The 17,086-nt window shown below is 59.1% G+C and carries 14 protein-coding genes; 5 read left to right on the forward strand and 9 right to left on the reverse strand.

The window, feature by feature from the left end; genetic code table 11:
* Positions 1-27: 27 nt before the first annotated feature.
* A complete protein-coding gene (locus tag HY29_RS07955; RefSeq protein ID WP_034795288.1) occupies positions 28-1,062 on the reverse strand; it encodes a Glu/Leu/Phe/Val family dehydrogenase in 1,035 nt (344 codons plus the stop codon).
* A 299-nt stretch (positions 1,063-1,361) separates the two neighbouring features.
* On the opposite strand from HY29_RS07955, the gene HY29_RS07960 reads away from it, so the two are divergent.
* The gene (locus tag HY29_RS07960; RefSeq protein ID WP_051601308.1) at positions 1,362-2,780 is read left to right on the forward strand and encodes a TrkH family potassium uptake protein; all 1,419 of its coding nucleotides are present in this window, start codon (positions 1,362-1,364) and stop codon (positions 2,778-2,780) included.
* A gap of 91 nt (positions 2,781-2,871) precedes the next feature.
* Here HY29_RS07960 and HY29_RS07965 read toward each other — a convergent pair whose 3' ends face one another.
* The 7 genes from HY29_RS07965 to HY29_RS07995 all read right to left on the reverse strand — a co-directional run bounded on the left by HY29_RS07965 (position 2,872) and on the right by HY29_RS07995 (position 12,318).
* The gene (locus HY29_RS07965) at positions 2,872-4,680 is read right to left on the reverse strand and encodes a hypothetical protein (protein ID WP_034795296.1); all 1,809 of its coding nucleotides are present in this window, start codon (positions 4,678-4,680) and stop codon (positions 2,872-2,874) included.
* Between the two features lie 141 nt (positions 4,681-4,821).
* The gene (locus HY29_RS07970; protein ID WP_034795299.1) at positions 4,822-6,003 is read right to left on the reverse strand and encodes a TlpA family protein disulfide reductase; all 1,182 of its coding nucleotides are present in this window, start codon (positions 6,001-6,003) and stop codon (positions 4,822-4,824) included.
* A 124-nt stretch (positions 6,004-6,127) separates the two neighbouring features.
* Entirely contained in the window at positions 6,128-7,318 is a 1,191-nt protein-coding gene (locus HY29_RS07975; protein WP_034795302.1) for a benzoate/H(+) symporter BenE family transporter, read from the reverse strand.
* A gap of 127 nt (positions 7,319-7,445) precedes the next feature.
* A complete protein-coding gene (locus HY29_RS07980; RefSeq protein ID WP_034795305.1) occupies positions 7,446-8,654 on the reverse strand; it encodes an acetyl-CoA C-acyltransferase in 1,209 nt (402 codons plus the stop codon).
* Between the two features lie 135 nt (positions 8,655-8,789).
* Positions 8,790-10,442 carry a ShlB/FhaC/HecB family hemolysin secretion/activation protein gene (locus tag HY29_RS07985; RefSeq protein ID WP_034795312.1) on the reverse strand — a complete coding sequence of 551 codons (1,653 nt, stop codon included), beginning with the start codon at positions 10,440-10,442 and terminating at the stop codon, positions 8,790-8,792.
* A 21-nt stretch (positions 10,443-10,463) separates the two neighbouring features.
* Complete coding sequence (locus HY29_RS07990) at positions 10,464-11,615, reverse strand: hypothetical protein (protein WP_155838256.1); 1,152 nt, start codon at positions 11,613-11,615, stop codon at positions 10,464-10,466.
* Between the two features lie 172 nt (positions 11,616-11,787).
* Entirely contained in the window at positions 11,788-12,318 is a 531-nt protein-coding gene (locus tag HY29_RS07995; protein ID WP_034795322.1) for a D-glycero-alpha-D-manno-heptose-1,7-bisphosphate 7-phosphatase, read from the reverse strand.
* 139 nt (positions 12,319-12,457) lie between these two features.
* Here HY29_RS07995 and HY29_RS08000 point away from each other — a divergent pair, with 139 nt between their 5' ends.
* Positions 12,458-12,742: a hypothetical protein gene (locus HY29_RS08000; RefSeq protein WP_034795325.1), complete on the forward strand. Its 285-nt coding sequence runs from the start codon at positions 12,458-12,460 to the stop codon at positions 12,740-12,742.
* Between the two features lie 20 nt (positions 12,743-12,762).
* Here the strand turns inward: HY29_RS08000 and HY29_RS08005 are convergent, their stop codons facing one another.
* Complete coding sequence (locus HY29_RS08005) at positions 12,763-14,016, reverse strand: TCR/Tet family MFS transporter (RefSeq protein ID WP_034795328.1); 1,254 nt, start codon at positions 14,014-14,016, stop codon at positions 12,763-12,765.
* A 98-nt stretch (positions 14,017-14,114) separates the two neighbouring features.
* Between HY29_RS08005 and HY29_RS08010 the strand changes: the two genes are divergently transcribed.
* From HY29_RS08010 to HY29_RS08020, 3 genes are all read left to right on the forward strand, one after another.
* Positions 14,115-14,741 (forward strand): GNAT family N-acetyltransferase, encoded by a 627-nt coding sequence (locus tag HY29_RS08010; RefSeq protein ID WP_034795329.1) that lies wholly within the window; start codon positions 14,115-14,117, stop codon positions 14,739-14,741.
* 72 nt (positions 14,742-14,813) lie between these two features.
* Complete coding sequence (locus tag HY29_RS08015) at positions 14,814-15,371, forward strand: LemA family protein (RefSeq protein WP_034795428.1); 558 nt, start codon at positions 14,814-14,816, stop codon at positions 15,369-15,371.
* A complete protein-coding gene (locus tag HY29_RS08020) occupies positions 15,368-17,083 on the forward strand; it encodes a DUF2207 domain-containing protein (protein ID WP_034795330.1) in 1,716 nt (571 codons plus the stop codon). The genes HY29_RS08015 and HY29_RS08020 overlap by 4 nt, the downstream gene beginning before the upstream one ends.
* The last annotated feature ends 3 nt before the right edge of the window (positions 17,084-17,086 follow it).

Here is a 17,086-nt window from a genome sequence, read left to right on the forward strand (position 1 = left end):
ACTAAGGATTTGTACTTAAGCCTTGGTTCAGCGGCCTATGCGGCGGCGCGCGATGGCGTCAGCTACACGATTTGTCGGCTTGTCCGTGCTGAGTGCCTCGTCCAGCACTTCGCCGAGCGTGTGCATCAGGGTTTCCAGCTTGCCGTCTACCCATTCGCGGGAATAGGTGCCGGAGATCTCTGCCGCCACATTGATGATGCCGCCGCCATTGATGACGTAATCGGGCGCATAGAGAATGCCCTTGCGGCGAAGCAGCTCGCCCATTTCCGGCATGACCAGCTGATTGTTCGCGGCGCCGGCAATGGCCTTCACCTTGAAACGGTCCAGCGTCTGTTCGTTCACTACGGCGCCGAGGGCGCAGGGGGCGAAAATATCGGCGCCTGCGTCGTAGATATCATCCGGCTCAACGATACGCGCGCCAGTGCGGGCCGAGACATCTTTCAGGGCCTGCTGGTCGATATCCGTGATGATCAGGTTTGCACCAGCCTCAGCCAGGTGATCACAAGTATAGCCGCCAACATGGCCGACGCCCTGAACCGCAATCGTGCGGCCATTCAGATCATCTGTGCCAAAGGCCCGCTTGGCGGTTTCGCGAATGCCGAGATAGACGCCCTTGGCGGTTACGGGGGAGGGGTCTCCACTGGCGGCTTCGCCTTCATCCAGACCCGCAACATATCGGGTCTCTTCGCGGACGATCTGCATGTCTGAGACGCTGATGCCGACATCCTCAGCGGTGATGTACTTGCCCTGCAGGCTGTCGACGGCGCGGCCAAAGGCGCGGAACAGCTCAGGGGATTTGTCCGTCTTGGCATTGCCCCAGATAACAGCCTTGCCGCCGCCCAACGGAATATCCGCCATGGCATTCTTGTAGCTCATGCCCTGGCTGAGGCGCAGGGCATCCTTCAGCATATCTTCGCCGGTCTCGTAATCCCACATGCGGCAGCCGCCAGCCGCCGGTCCAAGAGCCGAGGAGTGAATGGCAATGATCGCCCTCAATCCGCTTTTGGCATCATGGAACAGGTGCACGCCCTCATGGGCGTCAAAGGAAGCGTGGTCGAACATGGGAGATCAGTCAGTTGCAGATGAAAGATGGCGACTTTCTGGCGTCTGGGCAACGCTGCGTCAAATGGTTTGCCCCCTATGACTGCAATGTAAAATGACATAACTGGCCTGAGACTTGCCAGACACCGCGTAACACTTAGCCAAGGATATAGTTGAAAGCGCCTGACGACACCGGATCATGCCTGAAAACCGCATGCTGCTTAACCACACAATGCGTTGACACCTCAGCAGGATTTAGCGCGTATCCTGCCCCTCTCTGAACCATGCAATTGCGACCCGTCCTCCTTGCCATAGGCATCATGACCGTCCTGCTGGGCATGGCGATGATCCCGTGCATGCTGATCGACTGGGCAGATCACCGCCCGGAAACCTATGTTTTCGAAGTGTCTTCGTTTGGCACCATTCTGATCGGTACGTGCATCTGGGTACTGTCTCGCGGGGAAGTGGAGCGAAGTGGCCAGCGCGAGGCGTTCCTGCTGACCGTGCTGGTCTGGGTCTATCTGCCAGTGATCGCGTCGATTCCTTTTCTCGCTTCCGGCATGAGCTTTACGGATTCCGTGTTTGAGTGCATTTCCGGCCTGACGACGACGGGCGCGACCGTGCTGACGGGGCTGGATGACATGCCGCGCGGCCTGTTGCTGTGGCGGGCCATTCTGCAATGGATCGGCGGCATTGGCATTATCGTGACGGCGATTGCCATTCTGCCCCAGCTACGCGTCGGCGGGATGCAGCTGTTCGAACTGGAAAGCTCTGACATGTCCGGCAAGTTCCTGCCGCGCATCACCGACATCGCGGCCTATCTGGGCCTGACCTATCTGATCATCTCAATGCTGTGCGCTCTGCTGTATTACCTGACCGGCATGAACTGGTTTGATGCCATCACGCACTCAATGACGACGATGTCTGCCGGGGGCTATTCCACGCATGATGCCTCGTTTGGCTATTTCAACGATACCAATGCGCCCTATGTGGCGACGGTCTTCATGTTCATTGCCGGCCTGCCATTCAGCCTGTTGGCCATGCTGTTGTTGCAGGGGCGGATCCGGCCGATGCTGACGGACCCACAGCCCCGCGTTTATCTTGGCCTCGCACTGTTCTTCTCGACTGCGATCGTCGTCTATCACGAGGCGGTGGTGGAGCCGCCAATCTTCGATCACGTCTTCCATGGCTTCAAGGAAGCCCTGTTCAACATCATCTCCATCATGACCGGCACGGGCTATGCCTCTGCCCCGTATGACACGTGGGGCCCGCCGGTGATGACCATCTTTCTGGTGGCGACCTTTGTCGGCGGCTGTGCAGGCTCGGCGGCATGCGGGCTGAAAATGTTCCGGCTGGAGATCGCCGCGAAAACCATCGTGGCCTATTCGCGCCGCATGACCCAGCCGCACCGGCGCACGCCGATCCGCTATGCGGGCAAGGCTGTGAATGAGGAAACGCTGCAGTCGGTGATGGTGTTTGTGTTTCTCTACCTCGTCACATTTCTGGGTGCAGCGGCCTTGCTGGGGCTGGCAGGGCTGGACGCGCTGACGGCAATCTCGGCCTCTGCGACCAGCGTATCAAATGTTGGCCCGGGTCTCGGACCGCTGATCGGACCGTCCAGCACGTTCCAGGAACTGTCGGATTTTGCCAAATGGGTTTGCGCCATTGCCATGCTGCTGGGGCGACTGGAATTCGTGGCAGTGTTCGTGGTGATGACCCGCCGCTTTTGGCGTGGCTAAAGCGAGCGTTTCTGTGCTGGGCATAAAAAAAGCCGGGTGCATGGCCCGGCTTTTTGATGCTTGAATGCGCGGAATATCCGTAAACTGACAATCAGTTCCAGGGGTTGAACCGTTTCGCCGCGCGCGGGGGCGGTGTGGGCTCAGGATCCTCGTCTTCCTCAAAGGTTTCGGACTCATACGCTGTGTAGGTTTCGCCTGAGCTGTCATGAGCTTCTGGCGCAGCCGTCTCCGCTTCCGGGAAAGGCGTGTAGTCAGGAGCGGGGGCGGGAGTTTCCCGAATCTCTGCGTCGGGCTGCGGCGCAGGTGTCTCTTCCTGGACGGGAACCTCTTCGGTTTCCTCCGCGTCTGCAACATGCTCAGCAGGCTGATATTGGTCGGCTTCCTCTGCCTCTGTGTCAGTATCTGCGTCTGATTGTTCCGGTAACCAGTCAGGTAGATCGCTCGTGCCGTCGATCACGACATGTGGAGATCCCACTTCTTCGACCGGGTCTGCAGATTGGGGGTGTGGCTCAGGCTCTGCCGGGCGGCTATGGGCACCCAGACCGAAGCCTGATGTGATGCCTGACAGGCTGTAGCTGCGGATTGGCTCTGACTCTGGTTGAGGGGCTGTCTCTGTCTCTTCAGGAGACGTCGCCTCAAAGGTATCTTCCGGTTCCGGATCGGCCTCGCTGGCGGCTTCCTCAGGCTCTGCTGGTGCAGGGCTTAGGCGGTACTGGTTGAGCGCGCCCGCGCCAAAGCCTCCGCCGAAATAGCCCTGATTCATATTATTGCTTGCCGGCGGAGATTCGAGCGTATCCATGTCGGCGTCTTCAGCGGCGATCTCCTCGGCCGTTTCCTCCGTGTACACGGACTCTTCCGGCGCTTCTGAAACATGCAGCTCTTCGCTGGCGGGTGCCTCGAATGTGTCGACCGTCTCCTCGACGAAGGGGGGAGGCGTCTCTTCCTCTGCTACCGTTTCCGGTTCGGCATCAGCCTGCGGGGTGAAATCTCTCACGGCTTCTGATTGCGCATAGGTCGGCGCAGTTGCGTCATCTTCCATGAAGGCAGGCGCGTAGGGAGCCGGTTCTGCCTCTGGTTCCGGCGCGGCTTCAGCCTCTACTGTGGCAGCGGGAATGTCTTCCTCTGTCTCGGCTTCAATATCTGTTTCCGTGGCTGCTGTCTCAGGTTGGGTTTCGGGCTCTGGCTGCGTTTCTTCGATCACATCCATATGGGTTGGTGTGTAGCCGGCTTCCGGCTCATCCAGCACGGTGTGCTCGTCTTCCGCCACGGCCTCTTCTTCCTCTGGCGGAATCGAGAAGCCTTGAAGTTCTGTCTCTTCTTCGAGCTCCTCGGCGGCGGCCTCTTCTGGCGCGGCGGTGCCTGGTTGGCCGTTTACCTGGTCCGCCAGGCTCGCGACCGCGCGTTGCATGTCGGACTGGCCTTCGAATTCCGGATACATTTCGGGGTCCAGCGGATCGCTGTCATCGCCGATATCCTCGATCATGTCCTCTGCGCTGGTATCTGCTTCGATGGCTTCGAACGTCTCTTCCACCTCAGCCTCTGCCTCATCTGTCTCAGCTTCGGCATCAACATCGTCCAGACCAGCGAGCAGCGCATTGATCGCTTTTTCAGCGCCGCGCGCATGGCGGCGCGCTTCCAGATAGAGCTCGCTGACGAACTGGGTGTAGGGGCGGCCGTTTGCATCAACTTCATTGGCGAAGTCATCCGGCGAGCAGGTCTCTATTTCGCGGCCCAGCGCATCCGTCAGCAACACGGCGCAAGGATCGGGCGTCAGAGTCACCCGATACCCTTCGGTATCGTGCGTGATCTGGCCGTTCTCGCCTTCCTGCCAGGCCACTTTCTGCTTGTGCGTCATCTCGCTGAGCTTATCGATCAGCCGTTTTGTGGATGGATGCAGCATCAAGTCCCACCTTTCCGTCTTGCCCCAGCGCTACCCTAACAGTTACAGGCTGACGCGCGAATGATCAAACGCCTGTGAGGGGCTATTCGAATTAAATGGCAGCATGCCTGTCATTGCGCGTTTCAACTTGGCGCGACATGTCTATTCGGTTGGCGCCTCGGCTCCCGGCAGCCAGATCATTTGTATCAGTACGGGATCGGCCTCTTCGCCGTCCGGTATATCGAACACACGCTGGAACAGAGCCTCGCCTGCAGTTTCGGTGCAAACCAGCTTTCCGGCATAGGATTTTGTACCCTCCGCGCAGCCCTTGCGGGTCAACTCCGGCAGATCGCTGAGGTGAAAGCTGCCGACATGTTCGCCCAAGGGGCCGGTGACTTCCGGATGTCTTGTGATGACGCGGTAGACCTGGCCGAGGGACCAACTCGACTCCACGACATAGACAGGTGTGTCGTCGCCCTCTGCCATGATGTTGAAAACCGGATAGCTTTCGCCCTCATCCGAGATCTGGTCCGGTACGATCTGATAGCCCGGGAAAGCCCCGCGTATGGCGTTTGTGTTGAACGGCACCGCGCCGGTCAGACCGGCGGCGCCTTCAGGCCCGATTGAGGCCTGTTGCAAGGGGTTTTCTATTCCGCTTTCGCGCAGATCTGCCTTCAGCTTCGCGACATCCTGCAGGAAGTCTTTCACCGGCTCACCATCTGCCACGGAAAGATCTGAACGGAAGCCGCGAATGATGCCGTCCGGATCGACCAGAAGGTAAGAGGGGGTCCATTTGATCTTCAGCGCCTCACGGATAGAGGCGTCGTCATCTATCAGCGTCGGGAAGCTGTAGCCCTTTTCCTCGAAATAGGCGGCGACGGAGCCATACTTGCCGAACATGTCTTCCGTTGTGGCGCGATTGGCATTTGCGGGCGTGTGAATGGAGAGGAAGTTGAGGTCCGGATCCTGGTCAATCGCTGTCACCAGTGCGGCGACATACGGTGCGTCGGCCATACAGTCTCCGCACCAGATGCCCCAGACATCGATCACCGTCCAAGTGTCCAGCGTGTCCGGGTCGAAGGGCGAGCCATCTGCCATCTGGCCGGAAAGCGGGGGCAGGGGTTTGCCAAGCAGTTCATAGGCATAGGGCCGCCCGTCAGCATCGCGCGCAACACTGTCTCCCTCCTTGACCGTTGCCGTGTTGGGCGGGGGGGCGTTCACCGTAATGAACCGGGTCGCGGAATTGGGATCGGTGCTGACGCCGTGTTGCGGATCAGCGGTCTCTGCCGGGCTGCAGGCCGCGACCAGGAGAAGGGATGCGGCGGCGTAGAAAGCGCGTCTCATGGCGGCTCCAGTATCGTTTCACATGAGGAAAGCTAGCACGCCGCATGGTCCTGAAAAGCAAAATGCCCTGAAAGGCGCGTTCAGCAGGCCTAATGCACGGATTGGTGCCGTTGTGCCGCGTGGATCAGCCGGGCTTGTTCTGCGCGCGGTGTCTCCATTGCTTCAAGGACCAGACCAGAACGCCGACCAGCGTACCCCAGAAGGCCCCGCTGACACCGAACATGGTCATGCCGCTGGCGGCAAACAGGAAGGTCAGCGCGGGCGCTTCAATCCGGCCTGGGTCCGCAAAGGCTGCAGAGAGCGATGAGACGAGTGCCGGGATCAGTGCGAACCCGGCGACGGCGGTGATCAGCTCTCTTGGGGCAATATTGGCAAAGGCCACGATGGGTTTGGAGAAGAAGGCTATCATTATGTAGGCGACGCCAGAGGCAACGGCGGCCCAGTAACGCTGTGCGGGATCACGCCCTGCATCTTCGCCCGACATCATCGCTGCGGTAATCGCCGACATGTTCACCGGGATGGCGCCAAAGGGCGCGATCAGCAGGCTCGCCAGTCCGGTTTTCCGCAACAGGGGCTGGCGCTCATATGTGTATCCGCTGAGGTCCAGCACTGCGAAGCCGGGTATGTTCTGTCCGGCCATAGTGACGAGGTACAACGGGACGGCGATCGAAATGAAGCCGCGCAGCGTGAACACCGGCATGATGGCTTCAAGCGGCGGCAAGCCCGGAGCGCTGGACGTCACGCTGGCCTCCGATGGATCTATATTGAGCACGACAAGAATGATGAAGGCCGCAATCGTGATCGGCATGGCCGCCAGCTTGTGCCAGGCAAATCCAACGATCCAGGCCAGCAAGAGCGGCAGGATCAGGTAGGGCACCTTGCCAGCCGAGATGGCAGGCGCGAGGCAGAGCGGAACGATCACGCCCGCCAGAAGTGCATTGGCAATCGGCTTCGGAATGGACGAAACAAGACGTCCCAGGGCAGGCACAAAGCCGGTAACAACAATCAGCACCGCGCAGCAGATCAGGGCGCCGACGGCTTCGGCAAACCCGCCGGGCAGCGTGGCCGCAGCGGCCAGAAAAGCTGCGCCCGGTGTGGACCAGGCTATGGCGGCGGGAATCCGCGTCGCCAGCGGAAGCCAGATGCTGCACACGCCCATGCCCAGAGTTGCGAAGAACAGGCCGGTTGCCACCTGGCTTTCGCTCGCCCCCATGGCGGTGAGGCCTGCCAGAACGATGGCAAAGGAGGCCGAGTAGCCGACAAAGGCGGCCAGAAGCCCCATATAGATGGCCGACGGAGATATCTGTCTGATCACTGCCTCGTCTCCCTTTGATCGCGTTCGGTAGAGTGCCTGACTGCAATATTCTCTACAGATTGGGTGGCAAGAAAAAGGCCCCGGCGCAGTGCGCCAGGGCCTGATTTTCCCGTGTGTGGGGGAAGGCTTAGCTGAAGATCTCGAACAGACCTGCAGCGCCCATGCCGCCACCGATACACATTGTGACAACACCGTATTTCGCGCCGCGGCGCTGGCCTTCCATCAGGATGGAGCCGGTGCAACGTGCGCCGGTCATGCCGAATGGGTGACCGATGGAGATGGAGCCGCCATTGACGTTGTATTTCGCCGGGTCGATGCCAAGACGGTCACGGCTGTAGAGGCACTGGGACGCGAACGCTTCGTTCAGTTCCCAAAGGTCGATGTCGTCAACGGTCAGGCCATGGCGTTCCAGCAGGCGCGGAACGGCAAAGACCGGGCCGATGCCCATTTCGTCCGGATCGCAGCCAGCAACGTTGAAGCCAACGAAACGGCCGAGCGGCTTCAGGCCGCGCTTTTCGGCTTCCTTGGCTTCCATGACGACCACAGCAGCGGCGCCATCGGAGAGCTGGGAGGCGTTACCGGCAGTAACATACTGACCTTGCTTGACGACCATGCCGCCGGAGAAGACCGGCTTCAGGCCAGCCAGGCTTTCATAGGTCGTGCCCGGGCGATTACATTCGTCACGGTCGCACACGACTTCCTGCAGGGTCTCTTCGCCGGTTTCCTTGTTGACCAGTTTCATCGTGGTCTTCAGTGGAACGATTTCCTCGGCCATGTAGCCTTTTTCCTGGAAGGCTGCGGTGCGCTTCTGGGATTCAACGGAATATTCGTCCTGATATTCGCGGCTGACGCCATAACGGTCTGCAACGATCTCTGCGGTTTCGATCATGGTCATCCAGATCGCCGGCCATTTCTTCATCAGTTCGTCTTCGGTGTAGCGGTACATGTTCATGTGGCCGCTGCGGGAGACGAGGGAAAGGGACTCAACGCCGCCGCCGATGGCAACCGGAGCGCCTTCATTGATGACGGTGTGAGCTGCATTGGCGATGGCCTGCAGGCCGGAAGAGCAGAAACGGTTGATCGTCGCGCCGGATGTGGTGGACGGGCAACCGGCCCAAAGCGCTGCGTTGCGCGCCACATTGTGGCCGGTCGCGCCTTCAGGCTGAGCACAGCCGAGGAAGACATCTTCAATCTCAGCTGCTTCGATGCCGGAGCGGTCGATGGCGCCCTTGATCGCATGGCCTGCCAGCGTGATGCCGTGGGTGTTGTTCAGCGAACCCCGGCTGGCTTTCCCCATGCCGGTCCGGGCGTAGGATACGATAACTGCTTCACGCATATGCTTTCCTCCAGATGTGCGTACATTGTTGCGGCGCACACTAGTCGGGAGATTTCCGTTACGCCAGCCTTACCTTTGCGTAAACGGAATTCAGATTGTACAGTCCAGCTTCCGAGATCCCTTTGTTTACAGGGATCAGGACTGTCCAGGCTGATACTTGAAGGACCATGTGACGCTGTAGATTGGGTCATCATTCAGGCTCGAAACCGGCAGCTTAAAGGGCTCTGCCATTTCCAGCCCCAACATGGCCATGTCTTTCCATTTGAAGCGCACGCCAACGCCAGCAGAGCCAAGCGTGATGTCTTGCAAGGAAGAGGCAGGGGTGTTCAGCGAGCCGCCGCCATAATCGGCAAAGACATAGATGTCGCTCTGCTTGAAGTCTCCCTTTTGCAGAGGGCGATAGCTCGGTTCGAAAATGGCGGCATAGCCCTTGTCGAAGGCGACAAGGCCGTTCCGAAACCCTCGCCCGAAGCTCGCGCCACCGATCAGCAAGCGCTCATTTGCGGGCAGCGCGTCTTCTGTCCACTGCGCAGACGCTGAGAGGTTCAAGCGGACACGCTTGCCGACAGCCTGAATTAGGCGGGATCTGACGTCTATTTTGGTGAAGTCTACCGACGCGCCGGGGGTCGAGGTTTCTGCACTATTGATATCCACTCCCTGAGACAGGGTCGCAACGCCTTGCACTGCGCGTTTCTTCGTTGTCTTGCGACCCGTCAGACCCAGCCGCGCAGCGGTGATTTCATCATTGGTCAGGACAGAGCCGAAGGCTGCGTTCGTGCTTTGCAGATGGTCGATCCGGAAGCTTGCAGAGACTTCGCGTTTGAAGTCCAGCAGAAGGGGGTGAGAGAGACCTGCAGAGACCTGAACGGCTTCCCCCTCGATCGGGATGGCGTCAGGCCGGGTCTCTTGATAGGCGGCGGCAAGATCCAGCATTGTGCCGCGCGTGCCGACGGGACTGCGATAGCTGATTTCGGCTGAGCGTGCCTGCTGGCCATCTGTTGATATCGACAGCCGCCCGGACAGTTGGTCCCCCTCGCGCATCAGATTGTACCCGACGCCGCCGGCGGTCAGGCGGCCGCGGTCAATCAGACGGGATTCACGATTGTCATACCCGCCATAGAAGCGGTTCTTCTTGGGTTCGACATCCAGGATAACATTTGTTGCGCCTTGTTCCTTTGTCGTGCCGAGCCGAGGCGTCACCTTGTAACCGGGCACACGCCGTGAGAGCGCAAGCGCCCGTTCATAGCTGGACCGCGACGCTGGCTGCTGGCCTATAACAGGCTCCATATATCCGGAGAGCAATTTGCTTTCTGTGACCTTGTCATCCTTGCGGACATAGGCGTTCTTCACATAGCCCTCGGCGATACGAATATCGACAATCCCGTCAGACAGGTCCTGACTTGGAATGGCGAGAGAGAAGAGGGCGACAGGGGAGTCCTGATAGGCTGCAGACATGGCTGCGGCGAGGGCCTTTAGAGTTTTGACGTCTGCCTGCTGTCCCAGAAAGCTCTCCGCAACGGCGGCCACGTCTTCGGGCACATCTGCGCCAATGAAGTTGATGCCGCGTATGGTCGAGGCAGTCCCCATGGGGGCTGCCACATCGGTGCGGCCACGTTGCTGAGGGGCTTCAGGCTTTGGCTCCATCTCATCAGATTCCGTTGGTGTGTAGCCGGGGTCCAATGGTCGGTTCAAATCAGTCGCGGCACCTTGCAGTGCCGCGGCCGGTTGGATGAAAAGCATCGCACTGAACAGGGCGATAGCCGATGATTTACAAGCGCGATGCTTCATATTCGCGTCTCCTGACCTGGATTAGCTGATGCCGCCTAAACCGGAGAGCAGGCCGCCAAGGCCTCCGCTTTCCCCGTCTTCAGTGGACTCTGTCAGGTCTCCCAACAGGCCGCCGGCGCCCTCTGTGTCCAGCAGCTCTTCGGTCGTGTCGGTAAGACTGTCTGTGGTATCACCCAGCAGGCTGCCACCTGGTTCAGAGGCAGAGACTGTTTCGAGCAGTCCGTCCGTCGTGTCTTCGAGGCCGGATACCGTGTCGGTCAGCAGGGCTTCCGTGAATTGCGGATCGCTGGCTGCCGTGATGACGTCTTCCACGGTGTTCTGGGTGTCGGACAGCAGGTTCGCGTTCAGCAGGTCTCCTTCGCCACCAACGATATCAACCGTGGCGACGCCTGCGACGTCCAAGCCTCCGTCAGTGTTCGGGGCCAGGTCAACATTGAGCAGCATGTCGTCATTCGCGACGCCCGCCTCAAGCAAGCTACCATCAGCTTGGGTATCAGACAGAACGCTGGCGCCGATCAAAGGCGTTGTATCGCCGCCGACAACATCCGAGGCGCCAATATTGGCGGCGAGAAGCGGCGAAGCGGCATCAAGTGCGCCGTCCACGAGCATCTCATTGCCGCTGCCATAACCGGTCAGGGTGTCGCCGACATTGGTTACAGTGTCGGCTGCGGCAACGACGATATTGCTGAGGGAGGAGTCTGAGCTTGCATCTGTCATGGTGGAGGCAAGCTGCTCACCCGTTCCGGAAAGCATGTCACCGGCAGCAATGGAGACAGTATCCAGGATTGGGGCGCTGGTGCCCGGATCTCCAAGATTTGCCAGAAGGCCCGTGCCGCCAATTCCGTTGTCCCCAACCAGGCCGCCCGTGGCGATCATGCCAGCTTCACCGAGATTGAAGTTGCCGTCAGTCCCGTCCATGCCGTCTAACCCATCCATCCCGTCCAGACCGGCCATGCCTTGCGGGCCTGCGGGACCAGCTGGCCCGGCCGGACCAGCCGGGCCGACCTCACCTTGCTGAGATCCACTGCCGAGTGGGCTTTGGTCGCCAGGAGCGCGGTCGATTGTCTGCATTGTATTTCCGACACTGGCGATGCGTCGTGTCGTTGTGGATTCGCAAGCGCCCAAAACCAAAAGGGCGCCAATCGCTGCGGTTGAAACGAGAGAGTATTTCATGTTCATATTCCTCCGAATAATCCTGAGCGCACAGACAGGATTTCAGCCCTTTCCAGCGCCATTGACTCCATTTTGGATGGAATTTCTTTCGGGTGAATTGAGTTTCAGTCTCAATAACAGGAATTACATTGACCCTGGGTTAACCCGTTAATTTTCTTGTAAAGTTAAGAAATCAGCCGCGATTGCCGTCTTCAAAACTGGCCAATGTCCAGTCTGCGAAGTTTTTGAGGTTGCCGCCGCGGAAAAGGTATCCTGCAATGCCTGCTGCACGCGCGGCCTCAATGTCGGTCGCCTTGTCGCCTATGAGAAAGCTGCTTTCACGCTTGACGGGAAAATCGGCCATTGCCTTAAGCAACATGCCCGGATTGGGTTTTCGGTCAAAGCTGTCGCGCCGATAAAAAAAATTTTCTCCGTCCGCGTGAAACGGACAAAAATAAATTCTGTCGATATTGGCGTCTTTTGCGCGCAATTCTTCCTGCATCCATTGATGCAGCACGTTCATGTCGTCTTCGCTGTAGTAATTGCGGGCGATTCCGGACTGATTGGTCACCACGAACACGAACCAGCCCATTTTGTTGAAGCTGGAAATGGTTTCAGCGGCACCGTCGACCCATTCAAAATCCTCGATACGGCTGACATAGCCCTTGTCGACGTTGATCACGCCGTCTCGATCCAGGAAGAGGGCAGGCCGGGAGGAACTCATCACGCCGGTCTTTGCCCGGAGTGGGGGCAAGTTGCAACACTCCCTGTTGCGGGGAAATGGCTGGACGGGCACCGGAAATGCCCGTTTGGTCAGTTAAGGATGAACCGGGAAGTGTTCGCCTCAGCCAAGGAGGGCAGACATGGAAGACTTCATAGCCGCTATTCTGAGTGCCGCTGGAGGCGTCGTGCTGGGGCCGATCCTCACCAGACTTGCCGGGGCGAGCGCGACCGGCGGCCTGCTGGGCGGCATTATTGGCGGGCTGGCCGCGCATTACGGGCTGGACGCTGCGAACATACAGGTGTTGGGCGATGGGGCGGACAGCGTTCTCGCCCCCATCAATGTCATCAATAATCTGCTGGAAGGCGCCTTGGGCGGCGGCATTCTGGGATTGCTGGGCGGTGTATTGATGCGGCCCAAGCGCTGAATGCGCACAAGTCCCTCGGCTTATTCCGCCGTGTCGGGAATGGCACCCTTGTTGGCGCGTACCCCTTGCAGGAAGGGGATCAGGGCCAGGGCGGTCAGGATTGCGGCCAGCAGGAAGGCTGCGCCCGCAAAATGCACTTTCGTATCTGCCCGCGTGAAGTGGTAGAGCGTCGAGGACATGATCAGCGGCCCGAGGATCATCGCCAGAGAATTCAGGCTGGCGGAGGCGCCTTGCAACTCGCCCTGTGCATTGCGCGGTGTGAGCGTGGACATCAGGGAGTTGACGGCAGGGCCTGCCACGCCGCCGAGGGCGCCAAGCGGGATGATCATGTAGACGATCCACCCGGCACCGGCGAAGGCATAACCCAGCAGAGCCAGCACGTTCACAACGATCCCTAAAATGGCCGTTTTCACTGTGCCCAGCCGCTTCAGGACAACACCCATCAGCCCGGCCTGCACCACGGCCGCGCCAACACCGACAAGCCCTAGCGAAAGGCCGATTTCCTTTGGTGTCCAGTCATAGCGGATCTCGCCATGCACAGACCAGGTCGACGGGAAGACAGTGTGCGCCAGGAAGAAGGTGCCTGCGGCCACCAGAAACCAGGCAATGTGAGGCAGTTTGGAGAAATGTTTCACGGCGCCGAACGGATTGGCCCGTGCGGCCTCAAACTTACGACGATCTTCCTTGGCCAGGGATTCCGGCAGGACGAACATGCCGTAGCAGAAATTCAGAACGGCCAGACCTGCTGCGGCGAAGAAGGGCGCACGCGGGTCAATATCGCCCAGCAAGCCGCCAAAGACCGGCCCGAACACAAAGCCGAAGCCAAAGGCGGCGCCGATCATGCCGAAGGCCTTGCCGCGATTTTCCGGCTCGGTAACGTCCGCAATATAGGCATTGGCCGTGGAATAGGTTGCGCCGGAGATGCCGGACAGGGCCCGTCCTATGAACAGCAACAGTATGTTATGCGCGAGCGCCATGACCAGAAAGTCGAGCGCCAGGGTCGCAATGGAGGCGAGCAGAACGGGGCGGCGTCCGAATCTGTCCGACACCGCGCCGAGTGTTGGCCCAAACAGGAAGTTCATGAAGGCATAGGTCGCCCCAAGGCCACCAATATAGAGTGTAGCCTCTTCGGCAGGGATGTTGGCGAGTTCCTGAACCAGGCTCGGGATCACCGGGACAATCATGCCGAATGCCAGCATGTCCATCGCGACCGTGATGATCACGAACAGAAAGGCATTTTTGCCGTGTTTTCGAATGGCAGGGGCTTCAGTCATGGATAGACCGTCTGGCCTTAGCCGCAGCAGCGGTCAATGTGTTTGTGGCTTTTGCGGAAATGATTGCAGGCCTTCGCTAAATGTGGCCCAATTCGCGAATGGCGGATGACATTCCCATTACACGCAATGTGGTGCCCCCGCAGCGGGCGGAAGGCATTCGGCAGCGCGTTCGCAAGATGGAGCGTCTGGGGCAGGGCGAAGATGCGTCCCGACTTGCAAGACGGGATGATGCGGCCGGTCTGCTGGCGCTCCTGTCAGATCCTGCGGTCCATGCGCCCATATACTCGCTGCCGCGTCCTCTGACCCTGCAGACCGTGGAAGGGTTCATCGCCCGGCATGAGGAGGAGCGGGAGCGTGGAGAGGGCCTGCTGTTTGTGCGGGAGCGGGACGGCCGGATCATGGGCTATAGCGATTTCCAGATATGGCCGGACTGGGCAGCAGGCGAACTGGGCGGTGCACTGCACCCGTCCCAGCACTCAAAAGGGCAGGGCACCCGTGGTGCGGCAGAGAGCTTTGGATGGATGTTCGAGGCGCTGGATCTGGACCTGCTCTGCATGACAGCGAGCATGGAGAATACGCCAACGCAGCGTCTGCTGGACGGGCTCGGCTTTGCCCGTATGGGCTGTGTGCTCAGTACCAGACCGGATGGCACGACGCGGGAATCCCTGGTCTGGGAAATGACGCGTGAGGCCTGGCAAAAACGCTCACCTGCAGAGACGCCCTAACACTGGCCTTAACACCGGCGGCAATGCTGGATATGGATGAAGGCCCAAGCCCCAGGAGTTTGCATCATGCTTATCTATGCCGTGCTGGGCCTGCTGGCCATCTTCGTGATTGGCGGCGTGCTTATCTACAACAATCTCGTGAAGAAATCTCAGATGGCGGACAATGGCTGGTCTGACATCGATGTGCAATTGAAGCGGCGGGCAAATCTTATCCCGCAACTCGTCAGCACCGTCGAAGGCTATGCCTCGCACGAGCAGAAGCTGTTTGCAGAAATCGCCACGCGCCGCGCAGAGGCGATGGCCGCGGGGGATGATGTATCTGGCCGCAGCGCAGCCGAGACAGCGCTGTCTCAGCCTGTCTCCCGTCTCGTGGCCGTGGCCGAAGACTATCCCGAGCTGAAGGCAAGCGAAAATTTCCTGGAATTGCAAAGAGAGCTTTCCGATACTGAAGACAAGATCGAAATGGCCCGGCGCTTCTATAATGGCGCGGTGCGGGAGTTGAACACGTCAGTGCAGAGTTTCCCCGCCATGCTGATTGCGGGGCCAATTGGCTTCCGGCAGAGGGACTATTTCGAGGTGGATATGGCGGACCGGGCCGTGCCGCAGATTGATATGGGAGATCAGGCGTGAGTATACGGACGATCCTGCTGAGCCTTGTCTTTGCCTGCTTTGCGCTGGCCGCAGTTGCGGAAGAGAAGATCAACAGTTTTGACGTTGCCATAACCGTTCAGGAAGACGGCGATATCGACGTGTCCGAGCGGTTGAATGTCACCTCCGAAGGATATGAAATTCGCCGCGGTATCTTCCGGGACCTGCCGCGCTATTATGCCGACGACCAGCATGAAGGCGACAAGCTGCCTTATCAGTACAAGGTCACAAGGGTGACCCGGAATGGGAACAGTGAGCCCTACGAGATTCTCAAGGAAGGCAATGCCTATCAGATACGCATAGGCAATGCTGACAGGTATCTTGAGAATGGAGAGCATGTCTATGAAATCGAATATGAGGTGAAGAACCAAATCCGCTATTTCGAGGATCATGATGAACTCTATTGGAATGTCACCGGAAATTACTGGCTGTTCCCGATTGAAAAGGCCTCTGTACGGGTAACCCTTCCTGAAGATGCGGTGCTGCTGGACAAATCTGCCTATACAGGCGGCTATGGGGCAGATGGCCGTGACTATGCCTTCCGCCAGAGTGGCGGGGCTTATGTTTTTGAAACCACGCGCCCCCTGGGTTTGAGAGAGGGGCTGACGGTCTCCCTCCGTATCGAGAAGGGCGCGATTGCGCCGCCCTCCCTGTCTGACAAGGGCACATTGTTCTGGTTCCGCTATGGCGCGTTGGGCATTCTGGTCCTGTCGTTTCTGGGTGTCCTCGGCTTCCTGTTGGCAAGCTTTCGTAAAGTGGGGGAGGATCCGCCAAAGGGCCCTGTCTTCGCGCAGTATGAGCCGCCAGCCGGTTATTCACCGGCGGCCGTTCATCACATCTATTACAGAGGCTTCCGGGGGCATGGCTCTCTGATTTCCGCGCTGCTGCACATGGCGACCGGTGGCTTTGTCGATATTGATGCTTCGGATAAGAAAAACACGTTGCTGAACCGGACACTCGAGACGAATGTCGCGACGTTGAGCGATGATGAGAAAATCCTGGAGCACGGATTGTTTTCTGATCGATCCAGACTGATGCTCGGCACGGCCTATGATTCCGATTTCACCAAGGCGTACACCGCCTTTCGGAAATATATTTCCCGAAAGTATGGAGACCCGTACTTCAAGTGGAACATAGGCTATACACTTGTTGCCCTGATCCTGACCGTTGCGGTGATTGTCGTATCGGCCTTGCTGACGGTGAACTGGACCTGGTGGCATAGCCTGGTCGTATTGGCCTTTGCTGTCTTGAATGGTGTCTTCATGTATCTGATGCCGGCGCCGACGAAAAAGGGCCAGAAAATCCGAACCGATATTGAAGGGTTCCGGTTATATCTGGAGACAGCAGAGAAGCTGCAACTGAATGCGGCAGAGGTGGGCAGTGAGACGCCGCCGCCCATGAGCAAGGATCGCTATGAGAAATTCCTGCCCTATGCGATCGCGCTGGGCGTGGAAAAGCCGTGGACGAAGTATTTCGAAAAGACCCTGCCGAGTGAGGCCGCGGACTATTCCCCCGCCTGGGGGCATTTCGGCGGGCACTCTCTGGGCAATCTCAGCAGCATGACCGACAGCATGGTGTCCACCATGAATTCCGGTGTCAGCGCCTCTCTGCCGCAAAGCTCCAGCTCCTCCGGGGGAGGGGGCGGCGGCTTCTCTGGTGGAGGCGGCGGTGGAGGCGGCGGCGGTGGCTGGTAGCGC

The sequence above is a fragment of the Hyphomonas beringensis genome, from assembly GCF_000682755.1.
Lineage (GTDB): Bacteria > Pseudomonadota > Alphaproteobacteria > Caulobacterales > Hyphomonadaceae > Hyphomonas > Hyphomonas beringensis.